The following is a 24,501-nucleotide window of genomic DNA, read 5'->3' on the forward strand; positions in this document are numbered from 1 at the left end:
GCAAGCGGCGAAAATGCGACTGCCACCTGCAAATATGCAGCCACACTGGGACGACCTTCAGGATTTTCTGCGCGTCGCCCGCGCCGGCCGGATCGCGCGGGCGGCGGCGGCGGCGGGGATCGACGCGACCACGCTCGCCCGGCATCTGCGGCGGCTGGAGGCGACGCTGGGCCAGACGCTGTTCGAACAGACGCGCGAGGGGCAGGCGCTGACCGCAGCGGGCGAGGCGCTGCTGGTCGCGGCGGAGGCGATGGAACGCGCGGCGGCGGGCATCGCGGCGCAGCATGCCGATCCCGATCGGCTGACGGGGCTGCTCCGGGTCAGCGTATCGGAGGGGTTCGGCACCTGGTTCGTCGCACACCACCTGCGCGACTTTACCGCCATGCATCCCGAGCTGACGGTCGACTTGGTCGCCAGCAGCGGGTTCCTCAGCCCCTCGAAGCGCGAGGCGGACGTCGCGGTGCTGCTCGCCCGGCCGCAGACCGGACCGCTGGTGAGCAGCAAGCTGACCGATTATGCGCTCGGCCTGTATGCGTCCGACCTCTACGCCGCGCGCCGTCCGCTCCCGGTCGAGGCGGCGGCGGTGCGCGATCACCCGCTGATCGGCTATGTTCCCGACCTGCTCTACGCCCCCGAACTGCGCTATCTCGCCGAGATCGAGGAGGGGCTCAGCCCCGGTATCCGCAGCTCCAGCATCAACGCGCAATACCGGCTGGTCGCGGCGGGGGCGGGGCTGGGGGTGCTGCCGCGCTTCATCGGCGATGCCGACCGCAGCCTGCGCCGCGTCCTGCCCGATCGCACGATCCGCCGGTCGTTCTGGCTGGTGACGCACCAGGACACGCGCGACGCCCGGCGGGTGCGCGCGTTTCGCGACTGGCTGACCGGCGTGGTGGCGGCGCAACGCGCGCGGTTCGTGTAGCGGCCGGCATCGCCCGCCCGGCGCGATGCGCCGCGAGCGGCTGGGGGAAATCCTGCTCCCCGACGCCAATCGCACAAACCGTTTCCCGGCCGTCGCCGGGGAACGCGCGAGCGCCTACACGTCCAGGTTGGCGACGTTCAGCGCATTGTCTTGGATGAACTCGCGCCGTGGCTCGACGACTTCGCCCATCAGCTGGGTAAAGATCATGTCCGCCGCCGAGACGTCGTCGCTGGTGACGCGCAGCATCGTGCGGTTCGACGGATCGAGCGTCGTCTCCCACAATTGGTCCGCGTTCATCTCGCCCAGCCCCTTGTAGCGCTGGATGGCAAGCCCCTTGCGGCCCGAGGCGAGGATCGCGTCGAGCAATTGCGATGGCCGCGCGACGAGGCTTTCGCCGCGCGCGACGGTCGTCGTGACGCTGCCGATCTGGCCCGCCCCCTCGGGTGCGGGTTCCGCGTCCTCGGCGGCGGCGACGACGCCCTTCAGCGGGATCAGCTTGCCCGCGGCGACGAAGCTCTCCGCCTGTTCGGCGGCGAGGCCGTGCAGCTTGCGCGCCTCCGCGCTCGCCAGGAAGGTCGCCTCGACGATGTGATGGTCGGTGACGCCGCGCCACAGCCGTTCGAAGTGGATGCCGCCATCCTCGGTCAGCCGCGCCGTCCAGCGCGCTTCCTCGTCCCCCGATTCGAGGCGGCGGGTGACCTCCGCCACCGTCGCCGCGCGCTGGTCGCGCGTGAAAGTCGGGTCGAGCGCGCCGGCGAGCGCCAGCACCTCGATGATGACCGGATCGTAACGCCGCGGCACGTAGCGCATCAGCGTGCGCATGCGGCGGGCATGGTCGAGCAGGCTCTTGAGGTCCGCGCCCGAGCGCGATCCGCTCGGCGCCTCGAACACCATCGCCGACACGCCGGCATCGACCAGATATTCGTCGAGCGCGGCATCGTCCTTCAGATACACTTCCGATCGCCCCTTGGTCGCCTTGTACAGCGGCGGCTGGGCGATGAAGAGGTGGCCGCGTTCGATCAGCTCGGGCATCTGGCGGTAGAAGAACGTCAGCAGCAGCGTGCGGATGTGCGCGCCGTCGACGTCGGCGTCGGTCATGATGACGATCTTGTGGTAGCGCAGCTTGTCGGCGTTGAAATCGTCGCGGCCGATGCCGGTGCCCATCGCCTGGATGAGCGTGCCGATCTCGCGGCTGGAGATCATCCGGTCGAAGCGCGCACGCTCGGTGTTGAGGATCTTGCCGCGCAGGGGAAGGATCGCCTGGAAATGGCGGTCGCGGCCCTGCTTGGCCGAACCGCCCGCCGAATCGCCCTCGACCAGGAACAGTTCGGACTTGGCCGGATCCTTTTCCTGGCAGTCGGCGAGCTTGCCCGGCAGGCTGGCGATGTCCATCACGCCCTTGCGGCGGGTCAGCTCGCGCGCCTTCTTCGCGGCCTCGCGCGCGGCGGCGGCGTCGATCACCTTGCCGACGATCGACTTGCCGTGGGCGGGATTTTCCTCGAGCCATTCGGCGAGCTTGTCCGCCATCAGGCTTTCGAGCGGCTGGCGCACCTCGGACGAGACGAGCTTGTCCTTTGTCTGGCTGGAAAACTTCGGATCGGGCAGCTTGACCGAGACGATCGCGGTGAGCCCTTCGCGCATGTCGTCGCCGGTCAGCGTCACTTTCTCCTTCTTCAGGAGCCCCGACTTTTCGGCGTAATTGTTGAGCGTGCGGGTCAGCGCGGCACGGAACGCGGCCATGTGCGTGCCGCCGTCGCGCTGGGGGATGTTGTTGGTGAAGGCGAGGACGTTCTCGTAATAGCTGTCGTTCCACTCCAGCGCGACGTCCATCGTCACGTCGTCGCGGGTGCCGTTGATCGCGATCGGCTCCGGGAACAGCGGCGTCTTGGCGCGATCGAGCCACTTGACGAAGGCGGCGATGCCGCCCTCGTAATAGAGCTCCACCGTCTTGGGCTCGTCATGGCGCGCATCGGTCAGGAACAGGCGCACGCCCGAATTGAGGAACGCCAGCTCGCGATAGCGATGTTCGAGCTTCTCGAAATCGAATTCGGTGATCTTGAACGTGGCGGGGGAGGGGAGGAAGGTGACGCGCGTCCCCTTCTTGCCGACCGCCGGTCCGACCACCTTCAGCGGCGCGACCGCGTCGCCGAACGCGAAGCGCATGTAATGCTCCTCGCCGTCGCGCCAGATCGTCAGGTCGAGGAATTCGCTCAATGCGTTGACGACCGAGACGCCGACGCCGTGCAGGCCGCCCGACACCTTGTAGGCGTTGTCGTCGCTGGTGTTCTCAAACTTTCCGCCCGCGTGCAGCTGGGTCATGATGACCTCTGCCGCGGACACGCCCTCTTCGGGATGGATGCCGGTCGGGATGCCACGGCCGTTGTCGGTGACGCTGACCGATCCGTCGGCGTTCAGCTGGATGTCGATCCGGTCGCAATGGCCCGCGAGCGCCTCGTCGATGGCATTGTCGCTGACCTCGAACACCATGTGGTGGAGGCCCGATCCGTCGTCGGTATCGCCGATGTACATGCCCGGCCGCTTGCGCACCGCGTCGAGGCCCTTCAGCACCTTGATCGAGGAGGCGCCGTAATCGTTGGTATTCTGGGGTTCTGCCATGACGATTATATAGGGGCGGGGCGGCCGGAACGGAAGCGAAATGGGCGGGGCCGTGCCTCCCCCGCGCCGCGGAGGAGGCCGAAGGCGGGCGGGCGGATCAGCGGCCCGCGAATTCCGCGGCGCGCCGACCGAGCAACGTCACCTCGACACGGCGGTTCTGGCGCATGCCCGCCGCGGTGGCGTTGGTGGCGACGGGGCTCGCCTCGCCATGGCCGACGACGCTGAACCGCGCCCGCGTCACCCCCATCGCATCGAACGCGGCGCGCACGCTGGCGGCGCGGCGTTCCGACAGGTCCTGGTTGTGCGCGTCGGACCCACGCGAATCGGTGAAGCCGTCGATCGCGACCCGCACGCCGCCGTTGGCGCGCAGATACGCCGCGAGCGGCCGCAGCCGGTCGATGGCGCCGGGGCGCAGCACGTCGCTGTCGGTTGCGAACAGCACGTCTTCGGACAGCGTCAGCGTCGCGCCTCGGGGCGTCTGGCGAAAGCCATAGTCGTGCATCGCGCGGCGGTCCCACTGGCCCGGGCCGGCATCGCGGGTTTCGACCACGACCGTGCGCTCGCGGCGGTCCCAGTCGAACCGGTCGCGGCGCGGGCCGGCAACCGCGGCGAACGCCCGGTTGGCGGCCTCCGCTTCGCGCGGCGAGACGCGGCCGTCGCGGTTGATGTCGAAATTGCGCATCACGAAGGCGCGGCCGCGTTCGGTCCGGCGCAGTTCGGGAAACAGGTCGGGCACGCCCGCACCGACGAGGCGATAGGGCCGGTCGCCGGCGCTCCAGTCCCAGCGGTCCTGCGCGGCGGCGGGGCCGGCGAGCGCGGTCAGGGCGGTGGCGGCGATGATGAACGGCTTTAGCATGGGTCTTCTCCGATGGCCCCCGCCCTCGATGGACCGGGGCATGGCGGCGGCGGGTTGAACGCCGCGTGACCCGCATCGACAGCCGCGGTTCAGCGAATCGCGATCCGCGTCGCGGCGGCGTCGATCCCGGCGAACAGCGCGGGTTCGGTTCCGGTCATCCACACCTGCCCATGGCCGGCGAGGCGATCGAACAGCGCGGTGCGCCGCACGGGGTCGAGATGCGCGGCGACCTCGTCGAGCAGCAGCACCGGTGCATGCCCCGTCCTTGCCGCGACCAGTTCGGCATGCGCGAGGACGATGCCGAGCAGCAACGCCTTCTGTTCGCCGGTCGATGCCAGCGCGGCGGGCTGTCCCTTGCCGAGGTGGGTGACGGCGAGGTCGGCGCGATGCGGCCCCGCCAGCGCGCGCCCGGCCGCGGTGTCGCGTGCCCGGTTGACGCGCAGCTCGCCGATCAGGGCGGCGGTATCGCCGTGCCATCCGTCCAGCGCGATCGTCGCGCGCGCGAACGGTCCGTCGCGCTGCTCCGCCAGCCGCGCGTCGAGCAGCGCGACGGTCGCCCGCCGCGCCGCCGCGATCGCGCCGCCATGTTCGGCCATCTGCGTTTCCAGCGCGGTCAGCCAGTCGGGATCGGCCGGCGCGTCGGCGGCGAGCAGGCGGTTGCGCGCACGCATCGCCGCCTCGTAGCGGGCGGCGTGATGCGCATGGGCGGGCTCCAGCGCCAGCGTCAGCCGGTCGAGGAAGCGGCGCCGTTCCCCCGCCGCCTCGACGAACAGCCGGTCCATCGCCGGGGTCAGCCACAGCACGGTCAGCCATTCGCCCAGCGTATTGGCGGTGGCGGCGGCGCCCTGCACGCGGACCTGCCGGCGTTCGGATGCGGACGCGAGCGTGCCGGTGGCGATCTCGACGTCGCCGCCCGGCGCGGCGAGCGTCGCGGCGATGCCGAACCCGCCGGGGCCACGCTGGCGCTGCATGTCGGACAGGGCGGCACGGCGCAGCCCGCGGCCGGGCGCCAGCAGCGACACGGCTTCGAGGACGTTGGTCTTGCCCGCGCCATTCTCGCCGGTCAGCACCACGAAGCCGGGGCCGGGCGCCAGCACCAGATCCGCATGGTTGCGGAAATCGGTGAGGCGAAGGCGCGACAGCATCCGCCGGCGCGTACAGCAAAGTGCCGGCAGGGGGAAACCGGCGCGGCCGCGTCCGGGGGCGTCCCGCTCAGGCGAGGCGTTCGGTGGCCTGCGCCCTGGCCTTCTGTGCGCTGGCGTAGGAGGCGAGCCGCGCGCCCAGTTCGGCTTGCGCGCGGCGGTACAGCGCCGGGTCGGCGATCTTCAGCCGGCTGCGGGCGGCATCGATCGGCTCGTGCATCAGCCGCTCGTAATCCTCGCCGAGCAGCCAGGCGGCGCGCGTGCCGTTGCGATAGCCCTCGCGCACCGCCTTGGCGAACAGCGTGCCGCGCGTCTCGCGCAGCGACTTCAGTGCCGCGCCGCCGGCGATGAACGCCCAGCCGAGCCCGCGCGTCTGCGCATAGGAAAAGGCGACCAGGCACGCCTCGCCCAACGTCTCGTCCGCCTTGTATCCGGTCAGGACATGCCAGATGTCGTGTACGTCGCGGGTGCGGCGGCCCATCCAGGCATAAGGGTGCGCGACGTCCGATTCAGCGGGATCGAGGCGGCTGACCTCGACCAGCCCGTCGGCAGAATAGCCGGTGGATGCCAGGAAGTCGCGATAGGCCGCGCCGACCGTGCCCGGCGCGAACCCCGCCACCCAGTCCCGGTCGGAAAAGCGCTGCGCCAGTTCGACGCGTTCGTACGCGATCCGGCCGCCGTCACCGCTCGCGATCAGCCGCGCATAGCCGTTCGCGGTATCGCCGACGTTGAGCGCGCGCATGATGCGGAACACCTGCGACGTGTCGTCGCCATTGGCGAGCAGCGCGCGCAAGGCCCGGATCGCGACGGGCCAGGCGCGCTTGCCGGTGGTGCCGGGAAAAGGAGGCAGCTTCGCCATCGCGTCGGATCCTTACTGACAATGATGTCAGTATATCGCGGGCGCGTGCCGTCCGCAAGACCGGGCCGGCGGCCCGAGCCGTCGTCAGCCCGGCGTCGTCAGCTCGGCGAGCGTCACCGGGCGCCAGTCGCGCATCGACGCCGACGTCGAACTGGCGGGGCATCGGCTTCAGCCTGCCATGGCTGTGCCCGTGCAGGTCGATCGCACCGCGATGCTGCCCGTTCCAGCTGCGGAACGGCTAATGGCAGAGCACCAGCGCGCGGTCGTCGACGACGATCTCGGCATAGTCGGCCACGCTGGCCCAGCCCGGCACCTCGCCGATCGCGGGATCGTCGTTGTTGCCGCGCAGCAGGTGCTTGATACCGTGCAGCGCCGCGAGCAGCCCGGCGACGTCCGCGACCCGGCGCGCGACGTCGCCCAGATGCCAGACGATGTCGTCGGGCGCGACGGTCGCGTTCCAGGCGGCGATCAGCGCCGCGTCCATCGCCGCCACCGATGCGAACGGGCGGCGATGGATATTGAGCGTGCGATGGTCGCCGAAATGCGTGTCGGCGGTGAAGCGGATCGTCATGGCGGGCGCGGTCCTCGTCGGCGATTGGCACGGATAACGATCGACGGCGGCAAACGGGCGGGACGGCGGGCCCCGGCGATGCTATCGTCGGGCATGGCCGCGTTCGACGCCCTCTGCCTCGCCCGGATGCTCGCCACGTCGCTGGCGATGCCGGCACCGCAGCAGGCGCCGCCGCCCCCCGCATCCGCGCCCGCGATCCGCCTGGGCGAGGCGACGATCGACGACACGCTGGAAATCGCCGGCGATGCGGTCGCCGGCCAACAGCTCGATACGCGGATGGCGGTGCGCGTTCAGGTCAACGGTCGTGGCCCCTATCGCTTCGTCGTCGACAGCGGCGCCGACCGCACGGTGATCGGCGAAGGGCTCGCCGCCGCGCTGCGCCTGCCGGCCGGGCTGCCGGTGACGCTGCACGGCATGGCGGGCGCCAGCCGGCGTGAGACCGCCCGCATCGACACGATCACGATCGGCGGCACCCGCGTCGACGACCTCGCGGCGCCGGTCCTGCCGGAAACCTATCTCGGGGCGCGAGGGCTGCTTGGCATCGACGCGCTGCGCGGGCAGCGGCTGATGCTCGATTTCGAGCGCCAGACGATCACGATCGAGGATGCGCGCCGCCCGGTCCGGGCGAATGCCGACGAGATCGTCGTCACCGCGCGCCGCCGCGGCGGACAGCTGATCCTGACCCAGGCGCGCGCCGGCGGCGTCGGCATCCGCGCCGTGGTCGATACCGGATCGCAGCTGACGATCGGCAATCTGGCGCTGCGCGATGCGCTGTTCCGCCGCCGCACGCCGCCCGCGACGACGCCGGTCACCCTCGTCAGCGTGACCGGCGAGACGCTGGTCCTGCCCTATGCGATCGTGCCCGAGATGCGGATCGGCGGCATCGTCATGCGCGACGTGCCGGTGGCGTTCGCCGACCTGCCGCCCTTCGCGCTGTTCGGGCTGGCGGACGCGCCGGCGATGATGCTCGGCACCGACCTGATGGGCGCGTTCCGCCGCGTGTCGCTCGATTTCGGCGCGAAGAAGGTCCGCTTCCAGCTGCGCCGCTGCCAGGCCACGCTCGACGGCGGCTGGCGGACGCTGCACCTGCGCGACGAGCGCGCGGGCTGTCCGCCGGGCCGGGGCGACCGCGTCAGAAATCCATCGATACCGACGCCTTGACCGTCCGCGGCGCGCCCTGGAGCAACGCCTGCGCGAAGCTGTCATAGGCCGATGCCCAATAGCGCCGGTTGGCGACGTTATCGACGTTGACCCGCAGCGTCAGCGGTCGGTCGGCGACGACGGCGACATACCGCCCGCCGAGGTCGAACCGCGTCCATGCCGGGATCTCCAGCGTGTTGGCGGCATTCACCTGCTGCCGGCCGGTGCGCACCACGCGCCCGGTCAGTGTCAGCCCGCGCGCGAAGGGCAGGTCCCATTCGAGATTGGCGTTGGCCAGATAGTCCGGCACGCCGACCGCGGTGTTGCCGTCGAGCGCCACGGTCGCCTGCTCGCGCAGGTCGGCGTCGGTCAGCGACGCGCCCGCGATCAGTCGCAGCCCGCGCGCGATCTCGCCGTCGAGGCCGAGTTCGATGCCGCGGTTGCGCTGTTCGCCATAGACGCCGTAGCGCAGCAGGCCCGATCCGCCCGGATCGGCGACCGCATAGGCGCTGGGCAGCGTGATCGTATAGGCGGCGAGGCTGGCGTTGAACCGCCCGATGGCGAGCTTGCCGCCGACTTCATACTGCGTCGAGCGGAAGGGCGCGAAGATCTCGCCGGGGTTGATGACGGTCGCGTCGGTCGGCGCGGTCGGTCCCTGGCTCAGCCCCTCGATCCGGTTGGCGTACAGCGACAGGCCGTCGACCGGCTTGACCACCAGTCCGACGACCGGCGTGACCGCGTCCTCGGCGTAGCGGCTGTTCTGTCGCCCGTCGCTCGCCGCATAGCCGCGCACCGCGATGCTCTGCAGGCGCAGGCCGGCGGTCAGCAGCACGCGGTCGCCGAACGCGCCCAGCGTATCGGACGCGAACGCGCTGCCGAGGCGGGTACGGCTGATCGGGAACGGATCGGCGAGATTGCCGCCGACCAGCGTCGAAGCGGGCAGGGCGACCTGTGGCGTCGCGTACAGGTTTGTGGCGAAGCCGGCGAACCCCGGTCCGTAGCGGAAGTCGTAGGCGTTGCGATTGACCTGCCAGACGTGGCTGGCGCCGATGTTGACGCGGTGGGTGATGCCGCCGCTCGCCAGGGTGACGCGGATGCCGGCGTTCGCCGCCTCGTTGTTGTCGGTGCGCGGCACGTAGAGCGCGGTGCCGGTGGCCGCTCCGGTGGCGGCATCGGTGACGGTGAGGCCGCTGTACAGCCCCTCCTCGGCACCGTCGCGCGCGCCGAACGCGGCATAGAGCGTGGCATTGGGCGCGACGTCATATTCGGCGCGCGCGGTGCCGAACAGGTCGCGCAGCGTCGTATAGGTGAAGGCCTGCGCATAATTGGCGTCGGCGTCGGGCACGCGCGGGATGGTCGCGGTGGCGATCGTCACCTTGGGCCGCAGCCGGCGGACGGTGACCCGCTGGTAGGCGAGGTCGAGCGACAGCCGCAGGTTCGATCCCCGATAGTCGATCGCGCCGCCCAGCACGGCGTTGCGGCGGAATTCGTCGTCGACGGCGACGTCGCCGGCGCGATAGGCGCCGTTGATCCGCACCCCCCAGCTGCCGTCGCCGAAACGGTGCGACGCGTCGAACGCACCGCCGACATGGCCGCTTTCGGTGTAATTGGCGGTGGCGCGCATCAGGTCGCGGTCGCCCGCGCGCTTGGGGATCAGGTTGACGCTGCCGCCGATCCCCGATCCGCCGGGCGCGGCGCCGTTGAGGAACGCGCTGGCGCCGTTCAGCACCTGCACCTGCTCGTAGAGTTCGGGCGACACCAATTGCCGCGGCGTGATGCCGTACAGCCCGTCGAGCCCGATGTCGTCGCCGAACAGCGTGAAGCCGCGGATGACGAACTGTTCGGCGGCGTTGCCGAAGCCATAGGTGGTGCGGACCGAGGGATCGTTCTCCAGCACCTGGCCCAGCGTCTGCGGCTGCTGGTTGAGAATCAGCGCGGCGTTGTAGCTGCGGATGGCGAACGGCACGTCGGCGGCGTCCTGCGTGCCGAGCACGCCGACCTGGCCGCGGCGCAGCACCTGCGTCTGGTTGTCGCCCTGCGCGGTGACGACGATGTCCGCGTCATGGCCGGCGACCTCCTGCGCGAGCGCGGGGGTGGCCGCGGCGAGTGCCAGGGATGAGGCGGCGCGGAACAGGGCTTGGGTCACGGGAAAACGGTCCTTCTGTCGAACGGGATGGGGAAAGTCGGGGGTCAGCGGCGCTGGACGCGCATCGCCCAGAGCGTGGCGGCGACCGGCAGGCCGAGCCCGATCCAGGCGGGCACGTCGGCCAGCCCGTCGCCGGCGAGCGCGCTCGCCAGCCCGATGCAGGTCGCGAGCGCGAGTGCGATGGGGATCGGCCAGGTCGCGCGGATCATTCGGCGGGGACCGCGCGCGCTTCGGCGGGCAGGGCGACGGCGCGCGCCGCCGGCCGGCGATGCCGCACCCACAGATATATGCCCGACCCGAGCACGACGATCGTGAACAGGTCGAGGATCGCCCACAGCAGCTTCATCGGCAGGCCGCCGTAATCGCCGAAATGCAGCGGCCGCGAAAACGACAGCGCGACGAAATACCACGGCATCCGCCGCACGTCGGTGACGCGGCCGGTCGCCGCGTCGATCAGCACCGGCGTCAGTATGCGTTCGGTCAGCGGCGTCGCGCCCTGGAAGAACACGGCATAATGGTGGCGGCTGGAAAAGCTGCCGCCGGGGAAGGCGACGAACTGGGGGTTCATGCCCGGCAGGCGCGCGCGCGCCGCCGCCATTGCCCGGTCGAGCGAGCCGTAGCGCGATGGCGGCAAGGCCGCGCGGCCGGCATAGCCGCGTGTCATCTCCGCCAGTTCGTTCGCCTGCCACAGCCGCGTGATCGGGGTGGCGAGCGCGTTGACGACGCCGGTCAGGCCGACGACGGTCATCCAGGCGAAGGCGACGATGCCGAGCAGGTTGTGATAGTCGAGCCAGCGCGTCCGCCGGCTGCGCGCGACGCGGATGGTGCCGAAGTCGAGCTTGCGCATGAACGGCGCATAGAGAACCACGCCCGAGATGATCGCGACGACGAACAGCACGCCCATCGCGCCGAGGAACAGCATGCCGGGCAGGCCGAGGAACAGGTCGGTGTGCAGTTGCAACAGGAAGGCGACGATCCCCCCGGCATCTTCGCCCTCCTGCGCGGCGAGGCGGCCGGTCAGCCGGTCGACCGACTGCATCGTCATCGCCGCGGCGGGGGCATCGACCCGGGGCCCGGTGGTGATCGTCATCAGCGAGCGGTCGTTGTCGAACGCCATGTAGAGCGTCACCTCGCCCGGCCGGCGCGCGAGCGCCTGCGCGAGCATGGCGTCGAGCGGGCGCAGGCCGGGTGCATCGCCGGAGGATGCCGGGCCGGCGGCCGGCGGCAGGTGTCCGGTCGCCGCGTCGATCTCGTCATGGAAGATCAGCGGCAGGCCGGTGAGGCAGAGCATCAGTAGGAACAGCGTGCACACCAGACTGGTCCAGCGGTGGACCAGCGTCCAGCCGCGGATCGTCGATCGCCGCATCGATCGCTTCCTTCTGCTAATGAGAGCCACTCGCATTATCTAGCCGGCTTTTGCCCGATCGGCAAGCGCTTCGATCGGGCGGCGGAACCGGGGAGGCGCGCGTGCCGTTGGATCGTCGTTCTCCCAATCGAAAGACACGCCATGAATTACAGGAACATCGGCATCGGACTCGGCGCATTCGCGGCCGGCGCGGTCGCCTGGACCGCGGCGACGGCCGCGTTCGGCCCCAAGCCGGGATCGCGTCGCCCGGCGTCGAACGACGACGACGCGGCGGGATCCGTCTCGCCGGGCGCCATACGCTTGGCGAACACGCCGTCGGGACCGGCGGCGCACGCGCCGCGCTTTCCGGAGACGCCGGGCAATCCGGCCGCCGAACACGTCCCGACGGACCTGATGGGCGACCGTCACCCCGGCGTCGGCGACCGCGCGGTCGATGCCTTCCGCCCGGATCCGACCGCCGTGCCGACCGACCAGGAACGCGAGGCGCTCCGTCCCGCGACCGGGCCGGCGCCGACGCTCGCCGCCGACCGCGGCAGCGGGTTCTGACGTGGCGGGACGGTGTCGGGCGGCCCGTCCGGCGCCGCCGTCGCGCAGTCGTTTCAGGCACGCAACCATCGGTCGCGCCGAACATTCTCCTTGCATAACCAACGAGAAGGAGGATCCCGATGCGCGCAACCCTGATCGCGGCGATGGCCGCCGCGACGACATTGGCCGGCTGTGCCAGCTATGGCACCGACAGCCGGTATCGCGGCTATTCCGCCTACGACTATAACCGCGTCGACCCCGCCTACGGCGGCTATTACGCCGACCGTTATTATGCCGATGGCCCGCGCTATCGCGAACGGCGCCTGTCGGCCCGCGAGCGCGTGTATCGCGGTCAGAACGGCCAATATTATTGCCGTCGCAACGACGGCACGACCGGCCTGCTGGTCGGTGCGGCGGCGGGCGGCGTGCTCGGCAACATCATCGCGCCGGGCGGGTCGGAACTGCTCGGCACGCTGCTGGGCGGCGCGGCCGGTGCCGCGGTCGGCCAGTCGGTGGATCGCAACAACGTGCGCTGCCGCTGATCCACCCCGCCTGATGGCGATCCCGCGTCAGTCGTCGCCGAGCAGCGACGACTTGCGCGGGATCGTCTCGCCGTCGGGCTGGCCCTTGTCGAGCGTCTCGCTCGGCCGGCGGGCGTCGCCGGGCCGCTGATGCTCGGTCGACAGGTTGGGGTCGCGGGTTTCCGTGGTGGGCTTGTGATCGTCCGGCATCGTCTCTCTCCTCGTCCATGTCCAACGGGTCGCCCGGGCCGCCGTTCCGCTTGCGGCGCGGCCGACAGGCGTTAAGCACCGGCCTGTCTCGATCGCTGGAGTTCCGATGCGTCTCACCCTCACCGCCGCGCTGTTGCTCGCCACCGCCTCGCCCGCTGTCGCGCAGACGGTCCATCAATATGGATCGCTGGCGATCGCGCCGACGGGCGACCGGATCGCCACGGTCGAAAGCGGCACCGGCCATGGTGTCGTGACGGTGCGCAGCGTCGCGGACGGCCGCGTGCTGCGGACGATCGACCCGTGCGCGACGTGCAGCTATTCCGGGTTGACCTTCGCCCCCAACGGCGACCTCGTCTTCCTGGTCCGCGACGCGGGCAAGGTGCGGCTGACCTATGCCGATGCGCGCGCGACGCGGACGATCGCGACGATCCCCGGTATCGCCCAGACGCCGCGCGTCTCGCCCGACGGGCGCCGCATCGCGCTGCTGGTGACGCTCGGCGCCGCCAAGGAAGCCGGCGCGACGCAGGCGGGCGTGCGCATGGTGGGCGAGATCGGCGAGAAGAACGACGAACAGCGGCTGGCGGTGTTCGACATCGCGAGCCCCGCGGCCACGGTCGTGCCGGTGTCGCCCGCGGGCCGCTACGTCTACGAATACGACTGGACGCCCGACGGCCGCGGCTTCGTCGCGACGACCGCGCTCGGCAACGGCGACAACAATTGGTGGGTCGCGACGCTCGACGCCATCGATGCGCAGAGCGGCGCGGTGCGCCCGATCGCGCGCCCGGCGACGCAGCTCAACCAGCCACGCGTGTCGCCGGACGGGCGGACGGTCGCCTATATCGGCGGGCTGATGAGCGACTTCGGCTCGATCGGCGGCGACGTCTTCACCGTGCCGATCGCCGGCGGGACGCCGCGCAACGTCACCGCCGGTGCGACGTCGACGGTGACGACGATCGACTGGACCACCGCCGGTCTGCGCACGGTGACGCTGGCGGGCGACCAGATGCAATGGGGCACGCTGGTGCCGGGCCGGCCGGTCGTCCCCGGCTTCGCGCGCGCGGCGAGCGCCAGCGCCGGTGACGGCCGCGCGGTGTTTTCCGCCGACGGCCGCGTCGCCGCGGCGGTGGTGCAGGATTATGCGCATGCGCCCGCGATCTTCGCGGGACCGATCGCGGCGGTGCGCCAGATCACGCACGACAACGACGCGGCGCCCGCGCTCGCCGCCGCGCGCAGCATCGGCTGGAAGAACGAAGGCCATGACGTGCAGGGCTGGCTGCTCGCCCCGCCGAACGCGCCGGCGGGCAAGGCGCCGATGATAACGATCGTCCACGGCGGCCCGTCGGCGGCGTCGACCCCCGCCTATGTCTATCCGACCTCGCTCAACGCGGCGCTGCTGAAGGCGGGCTATTACGTCTTCCTGCCCAACCCGCGCGGCAGCTATGGCCAGGGCGAGGCGTTCACCGCCGCCAACAGGCGTGACTTCGGCGGCGGCGACCTGCGCGACATCCTTGCCGGCATCGACGCGGTCGAGCGGGTGGCGCCGATCGACGACAAGCGGCTGGGCCTCGGCGGATGCAGCTATGGCGGATTCATGGCGATGTGGGCGAACACGCAGACCGACCGGTTCAAGGCGATCGTCGCGGGCGCCGGCCTGTCCAACTGGGTCAGCTATTACGGCACCAACGGCATCGACCAGTGGATGCTGCCGTTCTTCGGCAAGTCGATGTACGACGACATCAAGGCGTATGAGGACGTGTCCGCAATCTATCACGCGGGCAAGGCGAAGACGCCGACCTTCATCTACGTCGGCGAACGCGATATCGAGGTGCCGCCGACGCAGTCGATCGAATGGTGGCACGCGCTGAAGGACCGGGGCGTGCCGGTCAGCCTCGTCATCTATCCCGACGCGGGCCATTGCGTGCCGGCCCCCGACCAGTCCGCCGACGTGCGCGAACGTGCGATCGCCTGGTTCGACCGCTATGTGAAGACCGCCCGCTAGGTCCGAGCCATAGGAGTGGCAGCGTCTCCCCGACCAAGGCCGGCCTCCGGTCGGGAAACGCGCTGTGGTTCGCGACGACCGTCTGCCCCACGGACCCGGCCTTTGCGGAGGACGTGACGGGCGCGGTCCAGGCCGCGTCGCTCATCGTCCGGCGCGGGGGATCGTCACGACAGCGGCGTGCCGGTGTCCTTCCACCGGTCGAGCACGGTCGCCGCGGGCGGCAGCCGGTCGGTGGCGGGCGTCGCCGGAACGGCGTCGCCCGGTTCGATCGCGGCCGCCGCCGCCGCTGTGATCGGCGCTACGGTCGGCGCGGGTACGGCGGTGCCGAGGATGGCGGGCGACGCATCCGGCGCCGCGAGCGGTCCCGGCAGCGGTTCGCCGCCGCGATAGGGCTGGCCGAACGCGGCGCGCGTGCCCCAATAGCCCTTCCACCGGTGGAACAGGTGCGCGCCGACGACGTCGGTCAGCACCAGCCCGCGGTTCCACGCCGGGGTGACCGCATAAGTGTGGTAATGCGTCGCCAGCCCCACGGGCGCGTAGACGTAGCCCGCCAGCGCCATCGCGGCGGCGCGCGCCGCACGGATCCACGGGCCGCGCACCGGCAGCTTCGCCATCGCCCCGTCGCAGGCGAAGCTGAACTGGCAGCCGGCATGGCCGGAGCCTTGGTAGACGACACCGCAGACGGTGGCGGGAAAGGCGGGATGGCGCACGCGGTTGAGGATCACCTGCGCCACCGCGGACTGGCCTGCGTCGGGCTCTGACGCCGCCTCGTAATAGATCGCGGCGGTGAGGCAGGCGAGCGCCCGGCCGCGGTCGGGGCCGCGCGCCGCCGCCATCGAGAAGGGCGCCGCGACCGCGGCACCCGCATCGGCGCGCATCGCCGCGAGCGCGGCGGCGACGGATACCGGCACCAGCGGCAGGTCGGTCGTGCCGGTCACTCCATGCGCGGGCGCCGCCACGGCCGGGATGGCGCGCCCGGTACGTGCGCTGCGATCGAGGGGGCGATCGAGCGGGCGATCGGGGCGGCGGTCGGCCGCGATCGCGCGCCAGGCGGCCGGCGTGGACAGCGCGGCCAGCCCCAGCGCCACCGGCGCCGCCCATGCGCGCGTCCTCGTCCAGCCCCTGTCCATCGCCGCCCGCATGCCACGCGGATCGCTTACATCCGGTTTATCCGGCGGGCGGCGGCGCGGATCACTTCAGCGTGGCGCTGTCCAGGTTGAGCTGTGCCTCGGTCAGCGTCTCGACGTCCGGGCGTGCGGCCTTCAGCGGCGCGATGAACTGCTTCGCGTCGCCGACCACCGCGACGCTCGCCGCCTTGGGATCGAGCAGCGCCGCCGCCGCGGATTGCGCCGCCGCCGGGGTCACCGCCTCGACCTTGGCGGTATAGCCCTGCAATTCGGTGATCGGTACGCCGTCGAGGACATATTCGCCGATGATCCCGGCGATGCCCCCGGTCGTTTCCACCGCGCGCCCGAAGCTGCCGACCAGCACCGCCTTGCGCGTCGCGAGTTCGGCGTCCGGCACCGGCGCCGCGCCCATCCGCACCATCTCGCCGGTCATCAGCGCGACGACCTCCGCCGCGGTCTGGTTCTTGGTCTGGGTGCGTGCGGCGATGCTGCCGACCGACCGCGCCGCATCGACGCCGCTGCTCGCGCCATAGGCGAGGCCGCGCTTGATGCGGATTTCCTGGTTCAGCCGCGACGAGAAGCCGCCGCCGAGCACGGTGTTGGCGACCGCGAACGGATAATAACGCGGGTCGGACCGCGGGATCGCCGGCCGCTCCACGACGACGCCGGCCTGGCCCGCGCCGGGCATGTCGACCACGACCGTGCGCGGCGCCGGAAAGGCCGCGAGCGTCGGCAGCGGCGTCGCCGCACCGGCGGGCGCGCGCCAGCTGCCCAGCTGTGCGGTGGCCAGCGCCTGCGCCTGCGCGGGGGTGACGTCGCCGACGAGGATCAGCGTCGCCTGATCGGGGCGCCAGGTGCGGGCATAGGCGGCGGTGACGTCGCCGCGGGTGATCGCCTTCAGCGACGCCGGCGTGCCGCTGCCGGGGGCGCCGAAGGGCGAGGCGCCGAAGGTCGCACGGTCGGCGACCAGCGCGGCGAGCTGCGCCGGGTTCTTGAACGCGACGGTCACCGCGTCGACCTGTTGCGCCCGCGCGCGGTCCAGTTCGTCGGCAGCGAAGGCGGGGTGTGTGGCGACATCGGCGAGGATCGTCATCGCCGGCGCCAGCTGGTCGGACTTGACCGTCACCTGCACCGTGCCGCCCTCGCTCGCGGCATCGGCGCCGATCGAACCGCCGAGGCTTTCGACCTGACGCGCGATCTCGGTCGCGGAGCGGGTCGCGGTGCCCTTGGTCATCAGCGTCGCGGCGAGGTCGCTGACCCCCGAGCGGTCGGCGGGATCGAGCGCCTGTCCACCCGTCGCCACCAGATAGGCGGTCGCGATCGGCAGGTCGTGGCGCTCGACGGTGATGACGCGCAGGCCGTTGGCAAGGCGCGTCTCGACCGGCTGCGGCAGGTTCGCGCGAACCGGTGCGGCGGGGGCGGGCGGCTGGACGCGCTGGCCCTCCGGCGCGGGGGTGACGATGGCGACGTTCGCCGGCGCCGCGAGCGGCGCGGTCCGCACCGTGGACGCGACCGCGATCGTGTCGCCGGTCGCGCCGGCGGGCTTCGCATTGTCCGGCAGGTAGCGGATCGTCGCCGACTGCTGGTCGCCCAGATACTTGCGCGCGACGCGCTGGACGTCGGCGGCGGTGACCCGCGCGATCGCGGCGAGCTGGCGGTCCGCGGCGCGGGGATCGCCGTCGATGATGACCGAGGAGGCGAGGGTGCGCGCCTTGCCCTCCGCGGTCTCGCGGCTCTTGATCGTCGCGGTCAGGATCTCGTTCTTCGCTTCGGCAAGCTCGGCGGCGGAGACGGGCGCGTCGCGGAAGCGGGCGATCTCGCGCTTCAGCGCCGCCTCGCCCTGTGCGACCGTCTTGCCGCCCGCCAGGATCGCATAGGCGATCAGGTTGCCCGTCCCCTGCTTGCTGTCGAGGAACGAGGACGCGTCCTGCGCCAGCTGGTCGCGATAGACGAGGCTTTCGTACATCCGGCTGCTTTCGCCGGTGGACAGGATGGTGTTGAGCACGGTCAGCGCCGGAATGTCCGCATCGCGGTCGGCCGGGACGTGCCAGCTCATCAAAACCGCGGGCAGCGGCGTGTTGGGCTCGTAGACGGTATAGGTCACCGCCGTCGTCCGTGCCGGCTCCTGCACCGTCACGCGCGGGATGGCGGTCGCCGGACGCGCGATCCTGCTGAAATAGCGGTCGATCCAGGCGTCGAGCTGGCGGGGATCGAAATTGCCCGCGACGACGAGGATCGCATTGTCCGGCCGGTAATAGGTCGCGTGGAAGCCGCGCACGTCCTCGATCGACGCCGCCTCCAGGTTCTCGATGCTGCCGATCGTCGAGCGGGCATAGGGATGGGTGGTGTAGGCGGCGGCGGACAGATAGGTGGAAAACAGCTTGCCATAGGGGCGGGCGAGCGTGCTCTGGCGCAACTCCTCCTTCACCACGTCTCGCTCGCTGGCGAAGCTCTTCGGCTCGACGACCAGGCTCGCCATCCGGTCCGCCTCCGCGAACAGCAGCCGCTGGAGGTGGTTCGCCGGGATCACCTCGTAATAATTGGTGTAATCGTCGTTGGTCGAGGCGTTGTTATAGCCGCCGACATCCTCGGTCAGCCGATCCATCTGTTCGCTGACGAGGTTGCGCGTCGCCTTGAACATCAGATGCTCGAACATGTGCGCGAAGCCCGACCGGCCCTGCGGATCGTCCTTCGATCCGACATCGTACCACACCTGTACCGCGACGTTGGGCGTGGTCGTGTCGCGCAATGCGTAGACGCGCAGCCCGTTCGCCAGCGTACGTTCGGTATAGGCGATCGGCTTGACCGCAGCGGCGGCGGCGGGGCGGGTCGCGGTCTGGGCGGCGGCGGCGAGGGGCAGCAGCGCGGCCCCGAGCATCAGGGCGGCACGAACGAGGCGCATGGATCGAAGGCTCCGGCTCAGCGGGATGGATGCCATCGGTTGAACCGAAGCGCGGCGACGGTGTCAATGACGGCGGCGCGCGGCGATCGGTCCCGCGCGCGCCGGGGGCGGCGCGTCAGTCGCGCGTGCGATTGGAATTGGCGAACAGCACCGCCGCCGCGACCGCCGCCGACCCGATGCCGACACCGATGATCCGCATCGGCCAGCGGCTGGTGCGGGAGGGGTCGCGCGTCCGGGCGACGGCGTCCTGCTGCGCCTTGGCGGCGGCGGCGGCCTCCAGGATCTCGTTGGGCTGATCCGACATGCTTACTCTCCCTTGGGCCGTTGATAGCGTGCCCGGAACGCGTTGGCGAACCCGGTCAACTCACCGGCCGCGATGGCGTTGCGCAGGTCCTGCATCAACCGTTCGTAGAACCAGACGTTGTGTTCGGTCATCAGCATCGCGCCCAGGATCTCGCCCGAGCGGACCAGATGATGGACATAGGCGCGGCTCCACGTCGCGCAGGCGGGACAGCCGCACGCCGCGTCGAGCGGCCCCTGGTCCTCCGCGAACCGCGCATTGCGCAGGTTGATCGGTCCGTCGCGCGTGAACGCCTGTCCCGTGCGGCCCGAGCGGGTCGGCATGACGCAGTCGAACATGTCGATCCCGCGTTCCACCGCGCCGACGATGTCGTCGGGCTTCCCGACCCCCATCAGGTAGCGCGGCCGGTCCGCGGGCAGCTGGCCGGGCGCGAAGTCGAGGCAGCCGAACATCGCGTCCTGCCCCTCGCCGACCGCGAGCCCGCCGACGGCATAGCCGTCGAAGCCGATGTCGATCAGGGCGTCGGCGGACGCCTTGCGGAAACCCTCGTCCAGCGCCCCCTGTTGTATCCCGAAGATCGCGTTGTTGGCGCCATGCTCGCCGCCCGCGTCGAACGCATCGCGCGACCGCTTCGCCCAGCGCATCGACCGTTCCATCGCCGCCGCCTGCACCTCGCGCGTCGAGGTCGTCGGCACCAGTTCGTCGAACGCCATCACGATATTGCTGCCGAGCAGCCGCTGGATTTCGATCGAGCGTTCGGGGCTGAGCATGTGGCGCGTGCCGTCGAGGTGCGACTTGAACGACACGCCTTCTTCCGACCGCCTGGTCAGGTCGGCCATGCTCATTACCTGATAGCCGCCCGAATCGGTAAGGATCGGCCGGTCCCATCCCATGAAGCGGTGCAGCCCGCCCAGTCGCGCTACGCGCTCGGCGCCCGGCCGCAGCATCAGGTGATAGGTATTGCCGAGGATGATGTCGGCACCGCTCGCGGCGACGTCGGCGGGCTTCATCGCCTTGACCGTCGCGGCGGTGCCGACCGGCATGAAGGCGGGGGTGCGGATCGTGCCGCGGTGCATGGCGATCTCGCCGGTGCGGGCGCGGCCGTCCGTGGCGTGGATGGTGAAGGCGAAGCGACGGGTCATGATGCCAGCGCTTTGGCGAAGCGGGTGCGCGGTGTCGAGGCTCCGCGATGCGCCCGCCGGCCGCCCGTCGCGCCGGGGGTCAGCGACGCTTTCCGGGTGGTCCCATCTGGCGCCCGGCGGTCGCGCGGATCGTCAGCACCTCCTTGCGACTGACGCTGCCGTCCCGGTCGACGTCCAGCCGCGCGAACACGCGGGCGAAGGCGGCCTGCAATTCGGCGAGGGTGATCCGGTCGTCGCCGTCGGCGTCGACCTCGAACGGGCTCGGCAGCGCGTTGCGGTCGCCCAGCCAGCGTTCCGCCCAGTCGGCGAACGCGATATAGCCGATCGATCCGGCATGCGCCGTATCGATCGCGGCGAGGCTGCGCGCGACGCCGGCCGCCAGTTCCGCGCGCGTCGTCCGCCCGTCCCCGTCCGCATCGAACGCGGCGATCGCCATGCCCACCGGCTCGACCACGAGCGTCGCGGGCGGCTGCGCGGGGGTGGCGGGGGCGGCGACTTGGAGCAGCAGGGCGAACAACATGCCCGCCGTGATGCCAGCAAGCGCGCGCCATCGCCATAGGCGCCGATGCGAAAGACGGGCGGGACGGCATGGTCGCCCGCCGTGGTCCGGGAGCCGTGCCGCTTCCGGATCAGCCGAGCGCCGTCAGCAGCCCCTCCCACCAGCTGACGGCGGGATCGATCGTCGCCACCGGCACGCGTTCGTTCAGGCCGTGCGCGAAGATGTCGCCCGGCTTCATGAACACGCCGCCGACGCCGAAGCTCGGGATGCCGCGCGCGCGGAAATGCATCGAATCGGTCGCACCGGCCTCCTGCAGCGGCACCACCGCCAGTCCCGGCGCCCGCCGCGCGGCGACGGCCCTGACCGCCGCCATCACCTTCGGGTCGAGCGGCGATGCCCCGGCCTCGATCGTGCCGTTGTCGAACAGCGCGACGGTGATCGAAGGATCCGCGGTCAGCGCGATCAGCCGCGTTTCGATCGCCGCGCGTGACGTGCCGGGAAAGATGCGGCAGTTGATGTTGGCGGTCGCGCGCTGCGGCAGGGCGTTGGGGGCGTGGCCGCCGCTGACCATCGTGGGCACGCAGGTGGTCCGCACCTGCCCGACGTAGCGCGGATCGGCGGAGATCCGATCGGCGGCGGCGGTGTCCGCCGGGTTGGCGACGAACGCGCGCATCGCATCGCCCAATGGCCCCGGCGTGCCCTTCGCGGTGGCGGCGAGCGACGCTTTGGTGATCTCGTTCTGCTCGGGCGGGAAGCGATAGGCGGCGATGCGGACGAGCGCTGCGGCAAGGCTCGCGATCGCGTTGCGGGGTCCCGGACGGCTGGAATGGCCACCGGGATCGGTGACGGTCAGATGCCAGTCGCCATAGACCTTTTCGGCCGCCTGCACGCCATACACGATCGGCTTGCCGTCGTCGCCGAGCGACCCGCCGCCGGCATCGGCGTTGAGCACCAGCCCGGCATCCTTGAACGCCGCGGCCGCCGCCCGCGTCGTCTTCATCGTCGTTTCCTCGTCCCCGGTCAGGACCAGCACCACGTCGTGCTGCGGCACCCATCGCGCACGCCGGAGCTTCATCAGCGCGGCGACCGCGGTGGATACGCCGGCCTTGTTGTCCAGGCTGCCGCGACCGTAGACATAGCCGCCCTCGACCACCGGGGTGAACGGATCGCGGGTCCAGTCCTTGGGATCGGCCTGGACGACGTCCATGTGGCCGAGCACGATCGTCGCCTTGCCCCCGCGATCGCGCCCCGGATAGCGCGCGGTCAGATATCCGGTCTCGCCCATCGGCACGAACGCCACGTCGGCGTCGGCGAACCCGGCCGATACGAGCTGCTGCTTCAGATAGGCGGCATAGGCGGGCACCTGTCCCTGCCCCTCGACCGTCCTGAACGCGATGCCCCGCGTCAGCAGCGCCAGCGCCTCCTTCCCCGCCGGGGTGGCGGGCGCGTCCTGCGCCGATGCGGACATCGGGGCGAGCGAAGCGGCGGCGACGAGGGTCAGCAGATGGCGCATGGGCTTCTCCGGCAGGTGTCCCGCCGGTTGTGCGCGGACGTGGCGCGCCGCGCAAGCGCGGCGGCGTTCGTCATTGGGCACTTCCGCAATAGGGCAGCATCAGGATCGAAAGGTCGACCTGTCGATTGCACCCGGTCTTGCCGAATATCGATTTCAGCTGGCTTCGCACCGTCGCCAGCGAGGTGCGCCGCCGCGTCGCGATCCCTGCAAGGGGAACGCCGGTGACCAGCAGTCGCGCCACCTCCGCCTCGGACGGGGTCAGCCCGAACACGGCCATCAGCCTGGTGTCGCCGGGCTCGGTCGACCCGCGCGGCAGGCGCAGGACGAGCAGCGCACGCGCCCCGGACAGCGGCCCGGACGTCCGGCGCGGCAGCGGGCAGAGATCGGCGGTCAGGGGGGGCGACCGCCCGCCATCGGGAAAGGTGAGCGGCATCGCGCCCTGCCAGTCCGCGCTGTCGGCGGTCACGCATGCGAAGGCCCGTTCCACCTTCGCCATCGCATGCCTGCACGTCGCGAAAAGACGCCCCCGCCGCATCGTCAGCGGATCGCCCCGGCGCAGGAACCGCTCCGCATCCGGGGATACGGCGACGATCGTCATGGACTCGCCGAGCAGGACCGCCGCGCCCGACAGGTTCTCGGCCGTCACCAGGCTGGTTCGATTGAGCGACGATCCGAGCGTCATGGACGCCTTGACGACCGCGCTGATGGCGGGCGCGAGCGCGTCGATGAAGCGGAATTCGTCGGGTTCGACTTGGCCGCGCGACGCCGACCGATGCATGCCGAGCGCCGCGCAGCTGTCGTCCGCGGTTTCGAGCCGTACCATCGCGCAGATCGGCACGTCGCTCTCCCGGAAGAGGCCCGTGTAGATCGCCGACCGTTCGCGCATCGGCTGCGTGATGAAGTCGTTGTCGGTGATGCAGCGAAGGGGGCGCGCCATGGTCAGCGCCCGGGTTCGGGGGTTGATGGCGGGATCGGGTCCCCCCGCGGCGAAATAGGCGGCCTGCTCGTCGTCGCTGCACCCGACGACCATGCTGAACATCAGGTTCCCGCGGTCGTCCAGGGCGGCCAGCTGCCCGACGCGCGCCCTCGTGACGGATGTCATGGCGGTCAACGCATCGGACCAGTCGATCATCCCCATCGCCGCCGCGCGAAACCGCTCGACGATGGCATCCCCGTCATCGTTCGTCATCTGGCCCCCCGGCAATGCCGCGCGTTATCGGCAAAGTTTTGGTGCCGTGCAAGGCATCATCCGTTTGGGGGATGCGGGTGTCGATCGCGCCCGGCACAAGTCCGGCGTCCACGGGGGCAATGTACGGGTCATGAAACACCAAAGATGCCGGACGTGCATCGGCGGTCGCATGGCCGATTGATATCATTATCGGAGGAAGTCCTCATGATCGTTTCGAAAATCTGCGCCTTGGCCTTGTTCGCGGCAGTTGCGGCTCCGGCATCGGCGGCAGCACAGGAGGCTCCGGCCGACGATCGACCGACGGGTATTGCGGTCGGTCTTACGGCCGGGACGCTCGGTATTGGTCCCGAAGTGGGTTTCCGCATTTCGGACCATATCGGCATCCGCGGCAATGCGACGTTTCTGGGGATCAGCGGCGATTATGATTCGGGCGACATCCAATACGATGGCAAGATCAAGCTGAAGTCGTTCGGCGCCATGCTCGACGTCTATCCGATGGGCGGGCACTTCCGCATCTCCGGCGGCGCTCGCATCAACAAGAACTACATCCGCCTCGACGCCGTGCCGACGCAGCCCGTGGAAGTGGGGGACGCCGTCTATACGCCGGCGCAGATCGGGACGCTGCGCGGGCGGGGGGAGGTCAAGGATTTCGCCCCGGCGCTGACGCTCGGCTGGAGCGGCGCCAACCGCAAGGGTTTCATGTTCGGCTTCGATGCGGGCGTGCTGTTCCAGGGTGCGGTCAAGGTGCGCGAATTCACGGCGACGGGGGCGCTGGCCGCCAATGCGACGTTCCGTGCCGACCTGGAGCGGGAGCGTCGCGCGCTTCAGGACGACGTCAACGACTATAAGGTGTATCCGATCGCGCAGTTTTCGATCGGCTACCGCTTCTAGTCCGGACGTCGCGGGCCTTCTCGCCCCGGCCACGAAGGACGTGCGGTCGCATCGGGGGCGCTGCGAC

General features: G+C 70.9%; 22 protein-coding genes. 6 read left to right on the plus strand and 16 right to left on the minus strand.

Annotated elements, in window-relative coordinates; all coding sequences use genetic code 11:
- The first annotated feature begins 34 nt into the window (after nucleotides 1–34).
- On the plus strand, nucleotides 35–919 hold the full coding sequence (locus LPN01_RS14905) for a LysR family transcriptional regulator (protein ID WP_262829209.1): 885 nt from the start codon (nucleotides 35–37) through the stop codon (nucleotides 917–919).
- Between the two features lie 114 nt (nucleotides 920–1,033).
- On the opposite strand, the gene gyrB is transcribed toward LPN01_RS14905, so the two are convergent.
- The 5 genes from gyrB to LPN01_RS14930 all read right to left on the minus strand — a co-directional run bounded on the left by gyrB (nucleotide 1,034) and on the right by LPN01_RS14930 (nucleotide 6,963).
- Nucleotides 1,034–3,535, minus strand: a complete 2,502-nt coding sequence (gene gyrB, locus LPN01_RS14910; RefSeq protein ID WP_262829210.1) for a DNA topoisomerase (ATP-hydrolyzing) subunit B — start codon at nucleotides 3,533–3,535, stop codon at nucleotides 1,034–1,036.
- A gap of 97 nt (nucleotides 3,536–3,632) precedes the next feature.
- Nucleotides 3,633–4,391, minus strand: coding sequence for an OmpA family protein (locus LPN01_RS14915; RefSeq protein WP_262829211.1), 759 nt, complete (start codon nucleotides 4,389–4,391; stop codon nucleotides 3,633–3,635).
- Nucleotides 4,392–4,480: 89 nt separating this feature from the next.
- The gene (gene recF / locus LPN01_RS14920; RefSeq protein ID WP_262829212.1) at nucleotides 4,481–5,536 is read right to left on the minus strand and encodes a DNA replication/repair protein RecF; all 1,056 of its coding nucleotides are present in this window, start codon (nucleotides 5,534–5,536) and stop codon (nucleotides 4,481–4,483) included.
- Between the two features lie 67 nt (nucleotides 5,537–5,603).
- Complete coding sequence (locus LPN01_RS14925) at nucleotides 5,604–6,392, minus strand: ubiquinone biosynthesis protein COQ4 (protein ID WP_262829213.1); 789 nt, start codon at nucleotides 6,390–6,392, stop codon at nucleotides 5,604–5,606.
- 238 nt (nucleotides 6,393–6,630) lie between these two features.
- Nucleotides 6,631–6,963 carry a hypothetical protein gene (locus LPN01_RS14930; RefSeq protein WP_262829214.1) on the minus strand — a complete coding sequence of 111 codons (333 nt, stop codon included), beginning with the start codon at nucleotides 6,961–6,963 and terminating at the stop codon, nucleotides 6,631–6,633.
- A 93-nt stretch (nucleotides 6,964–7,056) separates the two neighbouring features.
- On the opposite strand from LPN01_RS14930, the gene LPN01_RS14935 reads away from it, so the two are divergent.
- The gene (locus LPN01_RS14935; protein WP_262829215.1) at nucleotides 7,057–8,124 is read left to right on the plus strand and encodes a retroviral-like aspartic protease family protein; all 1,068 of its coding nucleotides are present in this window, start codon (nucleotides 7,057–7,059) and stop codon (nucleotides 8,122–8,124) included.
- On the opposite strand, the gene LPN01_RS14940 is transcribed toward LPN01_RS14935, so the two are convergent.
- From LPN01_RS14940 to LPN01_RS14950, 3 genes are read right to left on the minus strand one after another with little or no spacing between them, the layout of a single operon-like run.
- Nucleotides 8,096–10,249 (minus strand): TonB-dependent receptor, encoded by a 2,154-nt coding sequence (locus LPN01_RS14940; RefSeq protein ID WP_262829216.1) that lies wholly within the window; start codon nucleotides 10,247–10,249, stop codon nucleotides 8,096–8,098. The two genes, LPN01_RS14935 and LPN01_RS14940, sit on opposite strands and share 29 nt — an antisense overlap.
- Nucleotides 10,250–10,293: 44 nt before the next feature.
- Entirely contained in the window at nucleotides 10,294–10,458 is a 165-nt protein-coding gene (locus tag LPN01_RS14945; protein ID WP_262829217.1) for a hypothetical protein, read from the minus strand.
- Entirely contained in the window at nucleotides 10,455–11,615 is a 1,161-nt protein-coding gene (locus LPN01_RS14950; RefSeq protein ID WP_262829218.1) for a PepSY-associated TM helix domain-containing protein, read from the minus strand. The genes LPN01_RS14945 and LPN01_RS14950 overlap by 4 nt, the downstream gene beginning before the upstream one ends.
- Before the next feature lie 141 nt (nucleotides 11,616–11,756).
- Between LPN01_RS14950 and LPN01_RS14955 the strand changes: the two genes are divergently transcribed.
- The gene (locus LPN01_RS14955) at nucleotides 11,757–12,161 is read left to right on the plus strand and encodes a hypothetical protein (RefSeq protein ID WP_262829219.1); all 405 of its coding nucleotides are present in this window, start codon (nucleotides 11,757–11,759) and stop codon (nucleotides 12,159–12,161) included.
- Nucleotides 12,162–12,280: 119 nt separating this feature from the next.
- Entirely contained in the window at nucleotides 12,281–12,682 is a 402-nt protein-coding gene (locus tag LPN01_RS14960) for a glycine zipper 2TM domain-containing protein (protein ID WP_262829220.1), read from the plus strand.
- A gap of 27 nt (nucleotides 12,683–12,709) precedes the next feature.
- Here the strand turns inward: LPN01_RS14960 and LPN01_RS14965 are convergent, their stop codons facing one another.
- Nucleotides 12,710–12,871 carry a hypothetical protein gene (locus tag LPN01_RS14965; RefSeq protein ID WP_262829221.1) on the minus strand — a complete coding sequence of 54 codons (162 nt, stop codon included), beginning with the start codon at nucleotides 12,869–12,871 and terminating at the stop codon, nucleotides 12,710–12,712.
- 106 nt (nucleotides 12,872–12,977) lie between these two features.
- On the opposite strand from LPN01_RS14965, the gene LPN01_RS14970 reads away from it, so the two are divergent.
- On the plus strand, nucleotides 12,978–14,870 hold the full coding sequence (locus LPN01_RS14970; RefSeq protein ID WP_262829222.1) for an alpha/beta hydrolase family protein: 1,893 nt from the start codon (nucleotides 12,978–12,980) through the stop codon (nucleotides 14,868–14,870).
- A 164-nt stretch (nucleotides 14,871–15,034) separates the two neighbouring features.
- Here LPN01_RS14970 and LPN01_RS14975 read toward each other — a convergent pair whose 3' ends face one another.
- The 7 genes from LPN01_RS14975 to LPN01_RS15005 form a co-directional block, all read right to left on the minus strand.
- Nucleotides 15,035–16,012, minus strand: a complete 978-nt coding sequence (locus LPN01_RS14975) for a cell wall hydrolase (RefSeq protein ID WP_262829223.1) — start codon at nucleotides 16,010–16,012, stop codon at nucleotides 15,035–15,037.
- A 49-nt stretch (nucleotides 16,013–16,061) separates the two neighbouring features.
- Complete coding sequence (locus tag LPN01_RS14980) at nucleotides 16,062–18,899, minus strand: M16 family metallopeptidase (protein WP_262829224.1); 2,838 nt, start codon at nucleotides 18,897–18,899, stop codon at nucleotides 16,062–16,064.
- A gap of 115 nt (nucleotides 18,900–19,014) precedes the next feature.
- Entirely contained in the window at nucleotides 19,015–19,203 is a 189-nt protein-coding gene (locus LPN01_RS14985; RefSeq protein WP_262829225.1) for a hypothetical protein, read from the minus strand.
- 2 nt (nucleotides 19,204–19,205) lie between these two features.
- The gene (gene tgt / locus LPN01_RS14990; protein WP_262829226.1) at nucleotides 19,206–20,342 is read right to left on the minus strand and encodes a tRNA guanosine(34) transglycosylase Tgt; all 1,137 of its coding nucleotides are present in this window, start codon (nucleotides 20,340–20,342) and stop codon (nucleotides 19,206–19,208) included.
- 79 nt (nucleotides 20,343–20,421) lie between these two features.
- Nucleotides 20,422–20,862, minus strand: a complete 441-nt coding sequence (locus tag LPN01_RS14995) for an EF-hand domain-containing protein (protein ID WP_262829227.1) — start codon at nucleotides 20,860–20,862, stop codon at nucleotides 20,422–20,424.
- A 109-nt stretch (nucleotides 20,863–20,971) separates the two neighbouring features.
- A complete protein-coding gene (locus LPN01_RS15000) occupies nucleotides 20,972–22,354 on the minus strand; it encodes a M20/M25/M40 family metallo-hydrolase (RefSeq protein ID WP_262829228.1) in 1,383 nt (460 codons plus the stop codon).
- A gap of 70 nt (nucleotides 22,355–22,424) precedes the next feature.
- Entirely contained in the window at nucleotides 22,425–23,543 is a 1,119-nt protein-coding gene (locus LPN01_RS15005) for a helix-turn-helix transcriptional regulator (protein WP_262829229.1), read from the minus strand.
- A gap of 144 nt (nucleotides 23,544–23,687) precedes the next feature.
- Here LPN01_RS15005 and LPN01_RS15010 point away from each other — a divergent pair, with 144 nt between their 5' ends.
- A complete protein-coding gene (locus LPN01_RS15010; RefSeq protein ID WP_262829230.1) occupies nucleotides 23,688–24,434 on the plus strand; it encodes a hypothetical protein in 747 nt (248 codons plus the stop codon).
- Nucleotides 24,435–24,501 lie beyond the last annotated feature (67 nt).

It is taken from the genome of Sphingomonas sp. A2-49 (genome assembly GCF_025548555.1).
Classification (GTDB): Bacteria; Pseudomonadota; Alphaproteobacteria; order Sphingomonadales; family Sphingomonadaceae; genus Sphingomonas.